This window comes from Pseudomonas frederiksbergensis, from assembly GCF_001952935.1.
Taxonomy (GTDB): domain Bacteria; phylum Pseudomonadota; class Gammaproteobacteria; order Pseudomonadales; family Pseudomonadaceae; genus Aquipseudomonas; species Aquipseudomonas frederiksbergensis.
Window position 1 is genome coordinate 2,240,862 of record NZ_CP018319.1, and the last position, 16,639, is coordinate 2,257,500.

Here is a 16,639-nt window from a genome sequence, read left to right on the forward strand (position 1 = left end):
CGCGTGCTCCTAATTAGTCGTCTCGACCGGGAAACCTTCGGCCTGCATTTTCTTCAACACATCCTGCCAACGAGACAGGCGTTTGGTGTCACTGACCTTCTTGTTGCCCTTGGCGCCCGGCAACCACAACCCTTCGGCATTGAAAGAGTAGACCGGCAGCAAATCGGTACGCTGGCTGGCCGGCTTGATCGCATCGATCAGGCTGTCGAGTACCAACGGCATGGCCTCGGGGCTTGAGTAGTAGGTCAACACCATGTGCGCCCGATTCTGGCGCAAGGCCTTGACGTAAGTGATGCGTAGCTTGTCACTGGCGACGCCGAGACGACGCAGGCTGAAATACTTGGCGATCGCATAATCTTCGCAGTCGCCGGCGCCCTTCCAAAGGGCCTCGATGGGTGTTTCCCAATAATCGACCTCGTGCCACAGATCGATGTCTTCCTCGTAACGCATCTGTTTGTTGAAGAACTGGTTGACCACTTTAAGCTGTTCCAGCTCGCCGACCTGTTTTTGCGTGACCAATAAATGCTGCCAGGCATCAATGCGTGGCTGTCCTTCGCCCAATGGCCCGTACAATGCCTGCGCACGACGGCTGATCAGCGAAAAATCCCAATCGGCATGCAGCCCGCCCAGCATAACGCCGGCCAGCAGCAACGCGCAGCACAGCCAGCGCAACGTCCGAGGGATCGCGAAACATACCGCCAATGCGAGGTATCCAGATCAGGCAGATGGAAATCGGTCGATGGTGCAGGTTAGTCCGGTAAAAAACAATGGCACGGTGAGATCACTGCCGGCGCGCTAAACTTTGTATGGCAGGCGCAATAAAAAGCATCGAGGCCACGGCAGGGCGATCTTTTGTCCGTTTGACAACCAGTCAGGCAGTCACTAGTGTCCCCTTGGATCCAAATTTAACTCAGTCAAACAGGGTGCGTAGTTGTGACACAGAAGCCCAATCCTCTGAACAGCATCAAGGTCAACGGGCCGATTCCCGCTCACCTGGCACGCTCGGTGATCGAAGAGACCCTGCGTTCAGCCATTCTCGACGGTCGCATTCCCTGCGGCACCGCCCTGCGTCAGCAAGATTTGGCCGATCTTTTCGGTGTCAGCCGCATGCCGGTGCGCGAAGCCTTGCGCCAGCTCGAAGCCCAGGCGCTGCTCAATGTCATCGCCCACAAAGGTGCAGTGGTTGCACCGCTGGTCCAGGGCGATGCCGTGGAAACCTACGCGCTGCGCATCCTGCTGGAATCAGAAGCGTTGCGCCTGTCGATCCCGTTGCTCGTTGATGAGGATCTCGAACAGGCCGCCCGCTACATCGACGAACTGGAAACGGAAAACAACTACACCGAAATCGGCCGGCTCAATCGGCTTTTCCACATGGCGCTGTACTGCAAAGCGCCGAACCAACGGCTGTTGAGGCTGGTGGAAGACGGATTGAACGAAGAGGAGCGCTTCCTGCGCTTCAACCTCGAAGCCATGGGCCTGGGCAAACTGTCCCAGGAAGACCACCGGGCGTTGTTGCGGGCCGTCGAAGACCGGGACGTCGAGCGCGCGGTGAAATTGCTCGAACAACACCTCAACCGGGGCGTCGAGGTCATCACCCGCTACCTCAACAGCCCCGAAGCGCTGAACAAAAAAACCTCCAGATAAACCGCCCCGGCAAGCCTGAGCGAGCAGATTGAACTGCTCGTTCTCGCTTGCCGCGTTGCGCTGCGCCCCTCTCCAAAGCCCCGCCCTCGATTTACCCCTCTCAAAACCCACAACGACTCCGCGTCGATAACGCGCCGGTGATAGCGGCTGTCGTGATTTACGCTCACTCTTGGGCTGCCAACGAACAATGAACGGGTGACGCACCGCATTAGCGGAGCAGTCTCCGCACCAAGAACCTACGGAAGGAGTCTTGCCACGGGAAAGGAAGAACCTGCGTTGATCCCAGTCAACTTCCACCCCCTCTGACCACTTCAGAAATTCAACTAGAAAGTTGCTTCGAGTGAGGCATTCACTCTTTACTTTAATTCTGACTTATATAAGCCGGAAGGAGTAACCACATCCAAATAAAACTCAAATCAAAAGTTTTATTGGAACTTGTCGCGCGCGAAAAAGTTGAACTTTCAAATAATATAAAAATAACTTGCCCGACACTTTATTCATGTATTAGTTTTTCTCCGCCGCCTTGAATACGGGCGCCAGACCGTCACACAACGACGCATTGCAACTTACCCATATCAATTCGTTTGAGGCCTGCGCTCGTCAGCAGAAAGCTCTAACTAACGATCGCTTATTCATTAAACCGTAACGGCATATCCAACTCATTTATAGGCTCGCCCATGAAATCGACTAAAGACCGTCTCACCCAGAAGAAAGCAGAACTTAGCGCTCATCCGATCTTTTCCGAAATCAACTCGATGCCGGTATTGCAACGTTTCATGGAAACCCATGTGTTTGCGGTATGGGATTTCATGTCGCTGACCAAACGCCTGCAACAGGAACTGACCTGCGTTCGTTTGCCCTGGCTGCCACCGCGAGATCCGCAGGCGGCGCGTTTGATCAACGAGATCGTACTGGGTGAAGAGTCTGATGATCGCCCAGCCCAGGGTCACTACAGCCATTTCGAGTTGTACCTGGATGCGATGCGTGAAGTCGGCGCCAGCACGGCGGTGGTCGAACGCTTCGTCGCGCTGCAAAAAGAAGGCGTGAGCTATGACGTGGCGCTGCAAAGCGTGGACGTTGATCCGGCAGCAGCGCAGTTCGTGCGCAATACGTTGCACACCGCGTTGCATGCGCCGGGGCACAGTGTTGCGGCGGCATTTCTGCATGGTCGCGAGAGCGTCATCCCGCAGATGTTCCAGCGAATTCTTGATGATTGGGGCATCGGCATCGAACAGGCGCCGACCTTTCGTTACTACCTCGAACGGCACATCGAAGTCGATTCCGAAGACCACGGCCCCGCCGCTGAAAAACTCCTCGCCCGGCTGGTCGATGGCGATGCGCAACGCGAAGAAGACGTCTACGCCAGCGCCCTCGCTGCCGTGGAAAGCCGCATCGCGTTGTGGGACGGCCTGCGCCTGAGCATGAGCGAACCGGTTGCCGAGGTGAACGCATGAACGCCGCCGACTACCAATCTTTTGCTGACGCCTGGGAAAGCCGCGCGACCATCCGTACCCGTCCCCGGCGAGTGCTTGAGAACGACGACAAACTGATCTACCCGTTGAGCCGCCAACCGTTGGTGCTGAGCGAAACCTTCCTGCGTGAATGCCCGGAACAGCGCGACTTTGCATTGGTGCAGACGCTCTACAAGTTCATCAACGACGTGGTGATTTTCGAAACCGAAATCGTCGACAAGACGGCCCGCAGTATCGCCAAGAATCGCTTCGCCGTGGCCTTCCCGTTCGCCTGCCGCTACGACGCCATGACCGTGGTGGTGGACGAGGATTACCACGCGCTGGTGGCCATGGATTTCATGCAACAGACCGTCGCCATGACCGGCATCACGCCCATCGAACTGCCGGACGAAATCGAACTCAGCCGGGCCATTCCAGCGGCCGTGGCGCTCGCGCCGGAACACTTGCGCAGCGCCGTGGAATTGATCTGCGTGGCCATCGCCGAGAACACCGTGACCGGCGATGTCGCGGCGTTCGCCAAGGACGACACGGTCAAGCAGTCGATCAAGGGCCTGATGGCCGACCACTTGCTCGACGAAGGTCGCCACTCCGGGTTCTGGGCGCGGCTGGTGCGCATCTACTGGCACACCGCGAGCGAGGACGACCGCCAATGCATCGCCCGGATCCTGCCGGTGTTCATCGGCCATTACCTGACCAACGACATCCAGAAGTCGTTCGACTTTCGCCTGATCGAGTCCTTGCAGATCAGCGACGCCGCACGCCACGCCCTCAAGAGCGAAGTGTCGGGGCTGGCCTTCCCGATCAATCGCCATCACCCGCTGGTCGCCAACATCGTGCGGTTTTTCCGCAGCAGTTCGCTGCTCGATTCGCCGTGCGTGCAAGACGCCCTCAGCGATTACCTGGTTTAACGAGGAGCCCATCATGAGACGTCTCGACATTCTGCTCATTGGACAAAGCCAGGCCCTGACCGACCTGGCGCTGGAACTTGAACAACACGGTCATTCTCTGGTGCGCCTGACAGCCGTCGACGAGCAGCCGTTGGCTAGCGCTGACTTGCTGATCGACGACGCCAGCCTGCCGATTCAAGACTTCGGTAATGCACCGCGCCTGACGCTGCAACTGGGTATCGGTGAGCCTGGAGTTTCTGACCTGCCGCCGCTGGATTTGCTGTGTAACTACGGTTCGAAACTGTTCACTCGCGTGCCGATCACCGACGAACCTTCGGGCAACGGTCAGGCATTGCGCCTGCGGGCTGTGGCAGAACTGGTCGATCACGTGGCGCTACTGGTCAGCCGGTTCTCTCGCGATGCCGACTATTTTCTGCTGGCCGAACCTGCAGCTCCCGTTCGCTTCGAGCACGTGGAAAACCTGCTCTATCTGGAGAGCCTGGCGTTTTTCCATCGACTCAACCTCACGGCGGCGCCCGCGCTGCTGGCGCTCAGTCAAATCCCGATGATCGAGCGCATTGAGCAGCGCTTCATCCAGTGTGCCGAGCGACCCGCGCTGAACATTGCCGGCACGTCCCTGAGCTATCGGCATTTGCACGCCCACAGCCGCGCCATCCAGCAACGTTTGCAACCGTTGCTCGCGCAGCATCAGGGGCCGTTGGTGATCGGGATCTGCCTGCCAAAATGCAGCGCGTTGTATGCGGGAATTCTGGCGATTCTTGGCAGTGGCGCGGTGTATCTGCCACTGGAGCCGAGCCATCCTCTGCAACGTCAGCAGTACATTCTGGAAAACGCCGGGGCCGTGTTGCTGCTGCATGACGGTGAACATCCGCTTGCGGCGCACATGCCGGGGCTCGACATCAGCCGCATTGACATTGGTGATGTCGATCTCGATCAACCCTTGATGCGCCAGCGACCCGATCCAGAGGCGCCGTGCATGGCGCTCTACACCTCGGGCACTACCGGCCATCCCAAAGGCGTGTTGCTCAGCCAGGCCAACCTCGCGCACTTCACCGCGTGGTACGCCGACTATGTACAACTGAGCGAGCAGAGTCGGGTGCTGCAGTTTTCGTCGTTGAGTTTCGACTCGTCACTGATCGATATCTTCCCGACCCTACTCCAGGGCGCCGAGCTGATCGTGCCCGGCGACGATCAGCGCCGCGATCCGTTGCAACTGGTCGAGCTGATCCGCCATCGACAACTGAGCCACGCCTTTTTGCCGCCGGCGTTGTTGAGCATCCTGCCGCTGGATCAATTGCAATGCCTCGATCACGTGATGACCGGTGGCGATGTCTGCGAACCCTACGTCATCGAGCAGCTCACCCGTCAGGGCAACCTCTACAACCTCTATGGCCCCACCGAAGCGACGGTGTTGATCACCGCGCGGCAACTGCGTACCGGCGACAGCAATCGCACCCTCGGCGCGCCTATCGCTAACAGTCAGGTGCTGATTCTCGACGAGGATTTTCAACCGGTGACCGAGCAAACCGTCGGCGAGTTGTACATCGTCGGGCCGGGTGTGTGCCTGGGCTACCTGAACAACCCGCAGCAGACCGCCGAACGTTATCTGAACCTGAACCTGCCCAATGGCCAGAGCCTGCGCGCCTACCGCACCGGCGACATGGCGAAGTGGACCCGCGATGGCATCGAGCTGTGCGGGCGACGAGACAATCAGGTGAAGATTCGCGGCTTTCGCGTTGAGCCGGAAGAGATCGAACGCTGCCTGCGTGACAGTCAGTTGTACCGCCAGGTGGCGGTGGTCATCGACAGCCATCGACGGATTCTGGCCTTCCTCGCGCAGCCTCAGGAGGATCAACCCGGCACCGCTCGCGAAACCCTGAAGGCTCATGCGATGCAGTTTCTTCCGGATTACATGCAGCCCACAGCGTGGACCGAACTGCCGAGCATGCCGTTCGCCAGCAACGGCAAGGTCGACCGCAAGGCGCTGCTGGCAATGCCCGTGAATGTGTCCGAAAACACGCTGCGGCGCTTGCCCGCCAGTGCCGACGAGGCGCTGCTGCTGGAGATCTGGGCTGAGCTGCTGGAGCTGCCGGCCAGCGATATTTCCACCGATGAAAGTTTCTTCAACCTGGGCGGCCACTCGATCCTGCTGTCGCGCATGCTTTTACGTTTGCGTGAAGAATTTGGTCGCAGCATCTCGATTAACCGCTTCATCGAATTGCCGACCATCGCCAAGTTGGCGACCTTGGTGCGCGGTTCCGGCACCGAAGAGGTATTGAGCGAAAAGGCCTTGGCCGATGCCTTCCGCGAACTGGATATCCAGCCGTTGCCAGTCAACCGCATGGGCGATGTGCACAAGGTGATCGTGACCGGCGCCAACAGCTTTGTCGGCGTGCACATCGTCGAAGCATTGCTCGCCTGGGGCGCCAGCGAAGTCGCCTGCCTGGTGCGCGATGGCGGCGGGCAATCGGCGGCCGAGCGGTTTGCCCATGCGTTGCGAGAAAACCGCCTGGAGCATCTGGACCTGAGCCGGGTGCGGGTCTACGCGGCGGACATCACGCGTCCGTCATTGGGGCTCGAAGCGGATGTTTACGAGCGACTGGATCGGCAGTTCGGCGCGTTGGTGCATAACGCCGCGAACGTCAATCACGTACTCGATTACGAGTCGCTGGCGCGGGACAACGTCGAGCCGATTTTCGAGTGCCTTCGGTTGTGCGAAGGGCGCAGCAAAAAGATCTTCAATTTCGTCTCGACGCTCTCGGCTTCCAGCACGATTTCCGCCGATGGCCGGGTGCTGGAATTGCCCGCCGCGCAGACCCCGCCGATCTACATCAAGAACGGCTACAACCTGTCCAAATGGGTCGGTGAGCGAATCCTCGAACGGGCTCGCGAACGTGGCGTACGGGTCAATCTTTATCGTCCCGGCAACATCAGTTTCAACAGCCTCACCGGTGTCTGCCAGCCGCACAAGAATCGCTTGATGCTGATGCTCAAAGGCTCGATCCAGCTCGGCCAGGTGCCGGAGTTCGCGCTGAATTTCGACCTGATGCCGGTGGACTTTCTCGCCCGGTTCATCGCCTTCCATGCCAGCCGTTATTCAGCGGAAAAAGCGGTGTTCAACCTGCACAACCCCGAGCCTCTGAGCTGGGACAACTACGTCGCGTCATTCCGTGAGGCAGGTCGGGAGTTTTCCATGGTCAGCGTCGCCGACTGGCAGCAGCAACTGGGTCGGGTCGACAGCGACAACGCGTTGTTTGGCGTGCTCGGTTTCTACCTCAACGGCTTCGAGGAAGACATCGGCGACATCTCAATGATCGGCCACGCCAACGCTCAGGCGGGCGTGCGGCAGATGGGCGCGCATTACCCGGAAAAATCCCCGGCGCTGCTGCGTCGCGGCTGCGACTACCTCAAAGAAATCAACTTCATCTGATTCACTCAACCGGAGCAAAACCATGAAAACCCTACAACCCGACACCCTGATCAAAAATCCGCAAGGCTGCCACGTGGAGTCCTCGGTGGAAGTGCCCGCCGATGCCAGGAAGGTCTGGGCAGTGGTCGGTAACTTCGCCGGCTTCGATCAATTCATTCCGGCGCTGTCGCACATCGAGATGACCGGCGAAGGCGTGTCGTCCCTGCGCAAGAAATTCTTCAAGGACGGCAACCTGGTGGTCGAGCAACTCAACTCCCGGGATGACCAGGCGCTGAACATGACCTGGACCACGATTTACAACACCTTGGGCGTGGCCAATTTGTGGGCGGCGATGAGTGTTGAACCGCTGGGGGCGGACAAATCCCGAGCGACCTGGACCATCATCGCCGAACCCGTACAAGGCAGCGCCGAGGCATTGCCGGGGTTCACGGATTTCGTGCAGGGCTTTGCTGATGATTCGATGAGTAATGTGCTGAAGCTGTTTGCGTAAGGCATGAAAAAGCCCGCTGTGGATGACTCCACAGCGGGCTCTTTTACATCGTTTGATCAGATTTTGAAGCTGTCGACCAACTGCTTCAACCGGTTCGCCTGCAGGGACAACGCATCGCAATCCTTCAACGTTTCATTGAGGTTGGCCACGCTCTGCTGGTTCAGCAGGTTGATCTGGTTAACGTCGACATTGAGGGTTTCCACCACCGCCGTCTGCTCTTCGGTCGCCGCAGCCACCGACTGGTTCATGCCGTCGATTTCGCCGATGCGCTGGGTCACGCTGACCAGGCGCAAACCAGCCTGGTTCGCCACTTCAACGCTCTGTTCGCTGGAGACTTGACTGGCGTTCATCGTGGTCACTGCTTCGCGAGAACCGATCTGCAGCGAGGTGATCATTTTGTGGATCTCCTCCGCCGATTCCTGAGTTCGGTGAGCGAGGTTACGCACCTCGTCCGCCACCACCGCAAAACCACGACCGGCTTCACCGGCGCGGGCTGCTTCGATGGCCGCGTTGAGTGCGAGCAAGTTGGTCTGCTGGGAGATGCCTTTGATCACATCCAGAATGTGCCCGATGTTGTCGGTGCTGGCATTCAAGGTTTCGATCTGCGTGCAGGACAGGCTGATTTTCTGCGACAACTCGGTCATCGCCAGAATGGTTTTCTCCACCACCTGACGACCGTCGTCGGCCTGCTCGCTCGCGCCGCTGGCGTGCTGGGAAGCATCGGCGGCGTTGCGGGCGATTTCCTGGGTGGCGGCGCCCAACTGGTTGATCGCCGCGGCGACACTGTTGGTGCGGGCGCTTTGCTCGTCGGAGCCGACGATCGAGGCGTTGGACGAAGCCATCACCCGCTGCGACAGGTCGTGAACCTGGCGGGTGGCCGACGACACTTCGGAAATCGATGCGTGAATTCGCTCAACGAACTGGTTGAAAGAACCGCCCAGCTCACCGAATTCGTCTTTGCTTTCCACGGCCAGACGTCGGGTCAGGTCGCCCTCACCTTGAGCGATGTCCTGCATCGCACGGCTCATGGTGGTCAGCGGACGCATCAGCACGTTGATCAACAGGCTCAGCAGCACGGCAATGGCCGTGACGGCGATGAACATCGCGATCAGCGCAGAAGTGCGGAACTGGCTGAGTGGCGCGTAGGCCTTGTCCTTGTCGATCGACAGACCGATGTACCACTCGGCATTCGGCAAACCGCTGACCGGCGTGAACGAAAGGATACGGTCCTGCTTGTTCAGGGTGACTTCCTGATTACCCTTCTCGATGCGCACGCCGGCGTTCGGGTAAATATCCTTCAGGTTTTTCATCACCTGGTCCTTGTCCGGGCTGACGATCACCTGACCGTCGGCGCTGACCAGGAATGCATGACCGATGCCACCGAAGTCCACCGAGTTGATGATCTTCACCAGGGTTTCCAGGCTCAGGTCACCACCGACCACGCCGAGCAACTCGCCGTTCTTTTTCACCGGCAGGGCGATGGTCACCACCAGGCCACCGACGGCGGCCATGTAAGGCGGGGTCAGCATGGTCTTGTCGGCAGCCACGGCCTGTTTGTACCAGGGACGCTGACGCGGATCGTAACCGTCCGGCATCTTCGCATCCGGACGCTGAGTGAACACGCCGTTGGCCTGGCCTACGTAGGTGAACTGGAAGTTCGAGGTCAGGGCCGGTTGATTGACCAGCCCCGGGAGGTCGGCATTGGCGCCTTGATGGGCGACGTTTTGCGCGAGGTTTTCCAGCACCAGCACGCGGCCGCTCATCCAGTTCTGCACGCTGCTGGCGGTCAGGTCGCCGGCCTGCTGGACGCTCGATTCAAGGTTTTGACGGATAGTGTTTCGCTGCAGATAGTCGTTGTACAAAGTGAACAACGCAAAAGCCAGCACCACGACGCCGGAGGCGGCCAGAAGGATTTTATGGCTGAATTTGAGATTCATTTCATGGGACTTCTTATGCAAAAAGTGGGGATGCGTTCCGGGATGCAACATTCCATGTAACAGCGCAGGCAGGACTCTGGAGCCGCTCTACTTTGGTGCACGCATGTCTCATCAGGCTGTCGGCACAAACCGGAGAAAACTTAGGCGTTTGTACGAAATGGTCGGCATTCCTGTCAGATACCCGCCGAACGGCGTGCCAAAGCGCCTGATCAGCCTTTTTGGAGTGGCGACTGTTTGTCCGGCTGTTGCAAATTCCCGGACCCTTGATGACAATGCGACTAATTATCATTTGTGATGTTCGGGCTGTCGCATCCATGTCCTCACCTGAGTTTGCAGTACAGGCGCTTTACAGCAGCCATCACGGTTGGCTCAACACGTGGCTGCGCGCGCGTTTGGGTAATGCAGCCGATGCGGCGGATCTGGCTCAGGACACGTTTGTGCGGCTGCTGCACAGAACCGAACGCCTGGAGCTCAAGGCTCCCCGCGCCTTTCTTCGAACGATCGCCCGTGGGCTGGTGATCGACCATTGGCGCCGTGAAGAAATCTAACGCGCCTACCTGGAAACCATCGCCCATTTGCCCGAGTCCGAAACCCCGAGCGTCGAAGCGCGGGCATTGGTACTTGAGTTGCTGGAAAGCATCGCGCGCATGCTCGAAGGCCTGAAGCCGAAAGTGCGTCAGGCGTTTCTGCTGGCGCAATGCGAAGGGCTTACCCACAAACACATCGCCGAACAGATGGGTTTGTCTCTGCGATCGGTGGAACGCTATGTGGCCGACGCGCTGTATCACTGCTACGTGCTGCGGTATGAAACGTGATGCCTGTGGATAACTTGTCGCTGAATCGACGCGGGGAACCGCATCAGCAGGTCGTCAAACAAGCCATCCATTGGCTGCTGCGTCTGCGTAACAACTCGGCTAATGCCAGGCTACGCCAGCAATGCGAGACCTGGCGGGCCGAACATCATGAACACGAACTGGCCTGGCAACGGGTGCAGTCGCTGCAAGCCGAGTTGAGCAGCAACCTGCGGGCAGTGCCCGGTGCTCAAGTGGCCTTCAATACGTTGGAAAACAGCGCCCAGGGACTGGGACGCCGCCAGGCCTTGAAGCTACTGTCAGGAGCGTTGCTGATAGGGTCGGCGACGTGGCTGGGCAAAGATGCAGTGGGCTGGCAACAGTGGACCGCCGACTTCGCCACCGCCACGGGCGAACGGCGCGGTTTCCAATTGCCCGACGGCACGCGACTGGAACTCAACACCGCCAGTGCAGTGGATCTGGATTACAACGCGCAGCAGCGACTGATCAAACTGACTCGCGGCGAAATCATCGTAACGTGCGGCGGGATCGACGAAGGATCTCCGTTTGATCGACCGCTGCGGGTACACAGTCGCCAGGGTGTGTATGAAGGCGTGGGGGCACGTTTCATCCTGCGGCAGGACGACGACTGCACGCGGCTCAGCGTTACCGGCGGCATGGTCCTCATACATTCACCGCTTGCCGCCGATGGCACGCCGACTCAGGTGCAGGCCGGGCAGAGTTATCTGATCGATCATCACCAGGCGAAGCTGGCGCCGCCGCTGGACATGGATGCCGGCGCTTGGGTCGACGGGCTGATTGTGACTCGCAATATGCGGCTGGGGGATTTCCTGGATGAAGTCGGGCGCTATCGCCACGGCTATCTGACGTGCGCAGCGGACATTGCCGACTTACGGCTGTCCGGGGTTTTCCGACTGGAGAACACCGACAGGTTGCTGGCCATCCTGCCGCAAACCCTGCCGGTGCAACTGCGCTACCGCACTCGCTGGTGGGTGACGCTGGAGCGACAGGCCTGAATTATTTTTGGCGGGTTTTGCGGGCAAGTCCGGCTTAGTCAGTAAGCACTTCAATCCTGACCTCAGCGACTTCCTACGGAAACCTACAATGACTGTGCGCGCCACCAGTAAGAACCCTCTTCATTTCGCCGCCGATTCAGGCGCCCTGCGCTACGCCGTACGCGCTGCGCTGTTCTCCACCGCGCTGGGTGTCGGCGTGTTGCCCACACTGGGCGTAGCGGCAGCGGGCAGCGAGGTCAGCAGCCACCGTTACAACATTGCCGCAGGCCCATTGAGCGATGTGCTCAACCAGTTTGCGCGTCAGGCGGGGATTACCTTGTCGACGACGCCTTCGCAAACCGGGGGTCTTCAGTCACCCGGCGTGCAGGGCGAATATTCGGCAGATCAGGCTTTGCGACGTTTACTCAGCGGTTCGGGTCTGGAGGCCGTGAGTCAGGATGGCAACAGCTACGTGTTGCGCCCGGTCGCCGAAACCGAAGCGCTGGCATTGCCCACCACCGACATCAAAGGCTTTGCCCTCGGTAATGCGCTGGGCAGCATGGACGGTTACAACGCGACACATAGCCAGATCGCCACCAAGACCAGTACGGCGTTGCTGGAAACCTCGCAAAGCGTCTCGGTGGTAACCCGCGAGCAAATGGACGATCAAGGTTCGCAAACCGTCTCCCAGGCCATGCGTTACACCCCCGGCGTGTTGACCAATCCTTATGGCGCAACCCATCGCTATGACTACGTGGCGCTGCGCGGCTTCAACGATGGTTCGGTGGATAACATCTATCTGGATGGCTTGAAGTCCATGGGGGACAGTGGCACCTACAGCACCATGCAGGTAGACCCGTACTTTCTGGAGCGCCTCGATATCCTCAAAGGGCCGTCATCGGTGCTCTATGGTCGCAGCTCACCCGGCGGCCTGGTAGCGCTGACCAGTAAGAGGCCGCTGTATGAGGCCTATCATCAGGTTCAAGCTACGGTGGGCACTCAGGGTCAGCGTGGCATGGGTTTCGACTTCAGCGGCCCGGTGAATGACGACAAACGCGTAGCCTATCGCCTGACAGGGCTGGCGGATCAGTCCGACACACAGTTCGATCACAACAAAGAAAAACGCTTCGCCCTCGCGCCTACGGTGAGCATCGATTTCACCGAAGACACCTCGCTGACCCTACAAGCGTATTTGCAGCACGATCCAGACGGTGGTTATCACGGTGGCGTGCCGGCCGACGGCACCATTCATCAGCGCAATGGGAATCGAATTTCCCCGCACTTCTTCGAGGGCGAACCGAGCATTGATGGCTTCCAGCGTGATCAGCAGTCCTTCGGTTACCAGTTCGAGCATCGCTTCAACGACGTTTTCACGGCACGACAGAACTTCCGTTACCTCGACTCCAAAGTGAAGCTGGATCAGGTCTATGCCTATGGCTGGACCACACCGACCAGTAATGAGTTGAATCGTTATTACACCGGTGGCGACGAGAAACTTCATGCATTCATTGTCGATAACATGCTGCAAGCAGAGTTCTTCACCGATGCAACCAAACACACCGTACTGATGGGTGCGGACTACCAGCGTCGCAAAACCGTGGTCGACTGGACCAGCGGTGGTCTTGCCCCTATTGATGCGTTCAACCCGGTGTATGGAAATTCCGATATCGAGTTCTACAGTCCGACCAGCTATCTGCGTCGCCTGGAACAAACCGGCGTGTACCTCCAGGATTTGATCGAGATGGATAAGTGGCGCTTCTCGCTCGGGCTGCGCCAGGACTGGGTGGAAACGTCCGATGAGAATCGGCTGGCTGAAACCGACCGGGCGGTCGGCACCGAAATCAGTGACAAACGCACCAAGCTGACGGGGCGCGCCGGGGCGTTGTACCTGTTCGATAACGGCATTGCGCCTTACATCAGCTACTCCGAGTCGTTCAACCCGAACTCCTATTCGGACAGTGCGGGTAATCCCCTGGCACCGACCGATGGTACGCAATGGGAGGTGGGCCTGAAGTACCAACCGCTGGGCACCGACAACCTGTTCACCGCCTCGCTGTTCCGCATTGATCAGGAAAACCTGGCGACCAAACTGCCGCAGGAAAACTTCTATCGCGCCGTAGGTGCTGTCCGCTCCCAGGGCCTGGAACTGGAGGCGCACATGCAGGTGACTGACAACCTTAAAGTCCTCGGCAGCTACACCTTCACCGACATCGAATACGCAAAGTCGATGATCAGCACCTTGAGTACGTCCACCGACGTAATCGAGAACAAGGGTAACTCGCCGACCCAGGCGCCACGGCACATGGCTTCGTTCTGGGCTGACTACACGTTCGACAGCGCGGCACTCGATGGTCTGCGATTGGGTGGTGGTGTGCGATATGTCGGCTATAGCTGGGCCGACGCGGAAAACACCATGAAGGTGCCGGCCTACACGTTGTTTGATGCGTCTGTTGGTTACGACTTAGGCAAAGTAGGGCTGAAGGGTGTGGATGTTCGCCTGAATGCGAACAACCTGACGAATGAGTCCTACGTGGCCTCCTGTGCCAGCCTGAACTTCTGCTACTTGGGCGAAGAACGCAATGTCGCCGCGACAGTGAGCTACCAGTTCTAATCACTCCTCAAAGCCAGCGCCTGAATCCGGGAGCTGGCTTGGTTGTATTTACGGAAAGATTCCATTGGTTGGCGATGGCGTTTCTGAGCGATTAGTGAGCCCATAACGACAAAACCCCTGTCTGCGTTAGCAGACAGGGGTTTCGGAATTCAATCTTGACGATGACCTACTCTCACATGGGGAAACCCCACACTACCATCGGCGATGCATCGTTTCACTGCTGAGTTCGGGATGGGATCAGGTGGTTCCAATGCTCTATGGTCGTCAAGAAATTCTGTGACCAGCCCGTTACAACGTAACGTGCCAGCAAAATTGGTGACTTCTACTTAAACAAAACCCCTACCTGCATACGCAGATAGGGGTTTCGGAATTTAATCTTGACGATGACCTACTCTCACATGGGGAAACCCCACACTACCATCGGCGATGCATCGTTTCACTGCTGAGTTCGGGATGGGATCAGGTGGTTCCAATGCTCTATGGTCGTCAAGAAATTCGGTAGCCAGGTCGTTTACCTTACGGTTCACGCTCCAGCGAATGGGTATGCGATAGATTTGTGTGTTTCGTTTCGAATTTTCGACTTGTATCGTCTTCACACACCGCAATCTGGTGCCCCTTTTCATTTATAAAGAAGGGTCAGCAAATTGCTTGGGTGTTATATGGTCAAGCCTCACGGGCAATTAGTATTGGTTAGCTCAACGCCTCACAGCGCTTACACACCCAACCTATCAACGTCGTAGTCTTCGACGGCCCTTCAGGGGACTCAAGGTCCCAGTGAGATCTCATCTTGAGGCTAGTTTCCCGCTTAGATGCTTTCAGCGGTTATCTATTCCGAACATAGCTACCCGGCAATGCCACTGGCGTGACAACCGGAACACCAGAGGTTCGTCCACTCCGGTCCTCTCGTACTAGGAGCAGCCCCTCTCAAATCTCAAACGTCCACGGCAGATAGGGACCGAACTGTCTCACGACGTTCTAAACCCAGCTCGCGTACCACTTTAAATGGCGAACAGCCATACCCTTGGGACCGGCTTCAGCCCCAGGATGTGATGAGCCGACATCGAGGTGCCAAACACCGCCGTCGATATGAACTCTTGGGCGGTATCAGCCTGTTATCCCCGGAGTACCTTTTATCCGTTGAGCGATGGCCCTTCCATACAGAACCACCGGATCACTAAGACCTACTTTCGTACCTGCTCGACGTGTCTGTCTCGCAGTCAAGCGCGCTTTTGCCTTTATACTCTACGACCGATTTCCGACCGGTCTGAGCGCACCTTCGTACTCCTCCGTTACTCTTTAGGAGGAGACCGCCCCAGTCAAACTACCCACCATACACTGTCCTCGATCCGGATAACGGACCTGAGTTAGAACCTCAAAGTTGCCAGGGTGGTATTTCAAGGTTGGCTCCACGCGAACTGGCGTCCACGCTTCAAAGCCTCCCACCTATCCTACACAAGCAAATTCAAAGTCCAGTGCAAAGCTATAGTAAAGGTTCACGGGGTCTTTCCGTCTAGCCGCGGATACACTGCATCTTCACAGCGATTTCAATTTCACTGAGTCTCGGGTGGAGACAGCGCCGCCATCGTTACGCCATTCGTGCAGGTCGGAACTTACCCGACAAGGAATTTCGCTACCTTAGGACCGTTATAGTTACGGCCGCCGTTTACCGGGGCTTCGATCAAGAGCTTCGCGTTAGCTAACCCCATCAATTAACCTTCCGGCACCGGGCAGGCGTCACACCCTATACGTCCACTTTCGTGTTTGCAGAGTGCTGTGTTTTTAATAAACAGTCGCAGCGGCCTGGTATCTTCGACCGGCATGGGCTTACGCAGTAAATGCTTCACCCTCACCGGCGCACCTTCTCCCGAAGTTACGGTGCCATTTTGCCTAGTTCCTTCACCCGAGTTCTCTCAAGCGCCTTGGTATTCTCTACCCAACCACCTGTGTCGGTTTGGGGTACGGTTCCTGGTTACCTGAAGCTTAGAAGCTTTTCTTGGAAGCATGGCATCAACCACTTCGTCACCCAAAGGGTAACTCGTCATCAGCTCTCGGCCTTGAAATCCCGGATTTACCTAAGATTCCAGCCTACCACCTTAAACTTGGACAACCAACGCCAAGCTGGCCTAGCCTTCTCCGTCCCTCCATCGCAATAACCAGAAGTACAGGAATATTAACCTGTTTTCCATCGACTACGCTTTTCAGCCTCGCCTTAGGGACCGACTAACCCTGCGTCGATTAACGTTGCGCAGGAAACCTTGGTCTTTCGGCGTGGGTGTTTTTCACACCCATTGTCGTTACTCATGTCAGCATTCGCACTTCTGATACCTCCAGCAAGCTTCT

General features: G+C 57.8%; 9 protein-coding genes, 3 rRNA genes and 1 pseudogene (1 of these 13 running past the window's edge). 8 read left to right on the forward strand and 5 right to left on the reverse strand.

What is annotated here, in order from left to right:
* Window positions 1-9 precede the first annotated feature (9 nt).
* Complete coding sequence (lapG, locus tag PFAS1_RS10345) at window positions 10-702, reverse strand: cysteine protease LapG (protein WP_076029097.1); 693 nt, start codon at window positions 700-702, stop codon at window positions 10-12.
* A gap of 231 nt (window positions 703-933) precedes the next feature.
* Between lapG and PFAS1_RS10350 the strand changes: the two genes are divergently transcribed.
* The 5 genes from PFAS1_RS10350 (at window position 934) to PFAS1_RS10370 (ending at window position 7,944) form a co-directional block, all read left to right on the forward strand.
* A complete protein-coding gene (locus tag PFAS1_RS10350) occupies window positions 934-1,644 on the forward strand; it encodes a GntR family transcriptional regulator (RefSeq protein WP_076029098.1) in 711 nt (236 codons plus the stop codon).
* Window positions 1,645-2,321: 677 nt separating this feature from the next.
* Window positions 2,322-3,098, forward strand: a complete 777-nt coding sequence (locus tag PFAS1_RS10355; RefSeq protein WP_074872404.1) for a DUF3050 domain-containing protein — start codon at window positions 2,322-2,324, stop codon at window positions 3,096-3,098.
* On the forward strand, window positions 3,095-4,024 hold the full coding sequence (locus tag PFAS1_RS10360) for a diiron oxygenase (RefSeq protein ID WP_076029099.1): 930 nt from the start codon (window positions 3,095-3,097) through the stop codon (window positions 4,022-4,024). Before PFAS1_RS10355 ends, PFAS1_RS10360 begins: the two co-directional genes overlap by 4 nt.
* A gap of 13 nt (window positions 4,025-4,037) precedes the next feature.
* Window positions 4,038-7,454, forward strand: coding sequence for a non-ribosomal peptide synthetase (locus PFAS1_RS10365; protein ID WP_076029100.1), 3,417 nt, complete (start codon window positions 4,038-4,040; stop codon window positions 7,452-7,454).
* A 22-nt stretch (window positions 7,455-7,476) separates the two neighbouring features.
* A complete protein-coding gene (locus PFAS1_RS10370; RefSeq protein WP_076029101.1) occupies window positions 7,477-7,944 on the forward strand; it encodes an SRPBCC family protein in 468 nt (155 codons plus the stop codon).
* 56 nt (window positions 7,945-8,000) lie between these two features.
* Here the strand turns inward: PFAS1_RS10370 and PFAS1_RS10375 are convergent, their stop codons facing one another.
* Window positions 8,001-9,881, reverse strand: coding sequence for a methyl-accepting chemotaxis protein (locus PFAS1_RS10375; protein WP_076029102.1), 1,881 nt, complete (start codon window positions 9,879-9,881; stop codon window positions 8,001-8,003).
* Between the two features lie 314 nt (window positions 9,882-10,195).
* Here PFAS1_RS10375 and PFAS1_RS10380 point away from each other — a divergent pair.
* From PFAS1_RS10380 to PFAS1_RS10390, 3 genes and pseudogenes are all read left to right on the forward strand, one after another.
* Window positions 10,196-10,696, forward strand: a pseudogene (locus PFAS1_RS10380) (sigma-70 family RNA polymerase sigma factor).
* On the forward strand, window positions 10,696-11,709 hold the full coding sequence (locus tag PFAS1_RS10385; protein ID WP_076029103.1) for a FecR domain-containing protein: 1,014 nt from the start codon (window positions 10,696-10,698) through the stop codon (window positions 11,707-11,709). The pseudogene PFAS1_RS10380 and the gene PFAS1_RS10385 overlap by 1 nt, the downstream one beginning before the upstream one ends.
* Before the next feature lie 88 nt (window positions 11,710-11,797).
* Entirely contained in the window at window positions 11,798-14,299 is a 2,502-nt protein-coding gene (locus PFAS1_RS10390; RefSeq protein WP_076029104.1) for a TonB-dependent siderophore receptor, read from the forward strand.
* A gap of 153 nt (window positions 14,300-14,452) precedes the next feature.
* On the opposite strand, the gene rrf (PFAS1_RS10395) is transcribed toward PFAS1_RS10390, so the two are convergent.
* The 3 genes from rrf (PFAS1_RS10395) to PFAS1_RS10405 form a co-directional block, all read right to left on the reverse strand.
* Window positions 14,453-14,568, reverse strand: a 5S ribosomal RNA gene (gene rrf, locus PFAS1_RS10395).
* 106 nt (window positions 14,569-14,674) lie between these two features.
* Window positions 14,675-14,790: ribosomal RNA gene (gene rrf / locus PFAS1_RS10400) — 5S ribosomal RNA — on the reverse strand.
* Window positions 14,791-14,958: 168 nt separating this feature from the next.
* Window positions 14,959-16,639 (reverse strand): 23S ribosomal RNA (locus PFAS1_RS10405) (it continues 1,211 nt past the right edge of the window).

What these genes read in the sequence shown, in the direction of transcription:
- PFAS1_RS10360 (WP_076029099.1), top strand. Translation starts at nt 3,095, where the DNA reads ATGAACGCCGCCGACTACCAATCTTTTGCTGACGCCTGGGAAAGCCGC.
- PFAS1_RS10385 (WP_076029103.1), top strand. Translation starts at nt 10,696, where the DNA reads ATGCCTGTGGATAACTTGTCGCTGAATCGACGCGGGGAACCGCATCAG.
- PFAS1_RS10355 (WP_074872404.1), top strand. Translation starts at nt 2,322, where the DNA reads ATGAAATCGACTAAAGACCGTCTCACCCAGAAGAAAGCAGAACTTAGC.
- PFAS1_RS10365 (WP_076029100.1), top strand. Translation starts at nt 4,038, where the DNA reads ATGAGACGTCTCGACATTCTGCTCATTGGACAAAGCCAGGCCCTGACC.
- PFAS1_RS10390 (WP_076029104.1), top strand. Translation starts at nt 11,798, where the DNA reads ATGACTGTGCGCGCCACCAGTAAGAACCCTCTTCATTTCGCCGCCGAT.
- PFAS1_RS10370 (WP_076029101.1), top strand. Translation starts at nt 7,477, where the DNA reads ATGAAAACCCTACAACCCGACACCCTGATCAAAAATCCGCAAGGCTGC.
- PFAS1_RS10375 (WP_076029102.1), bottom strand. Translation starts at nt 9,881, where the DNA reads ATGAATCTCAAATTCAGCCATAAAATCCTTCTGGCCGCCTCCGGCGTC.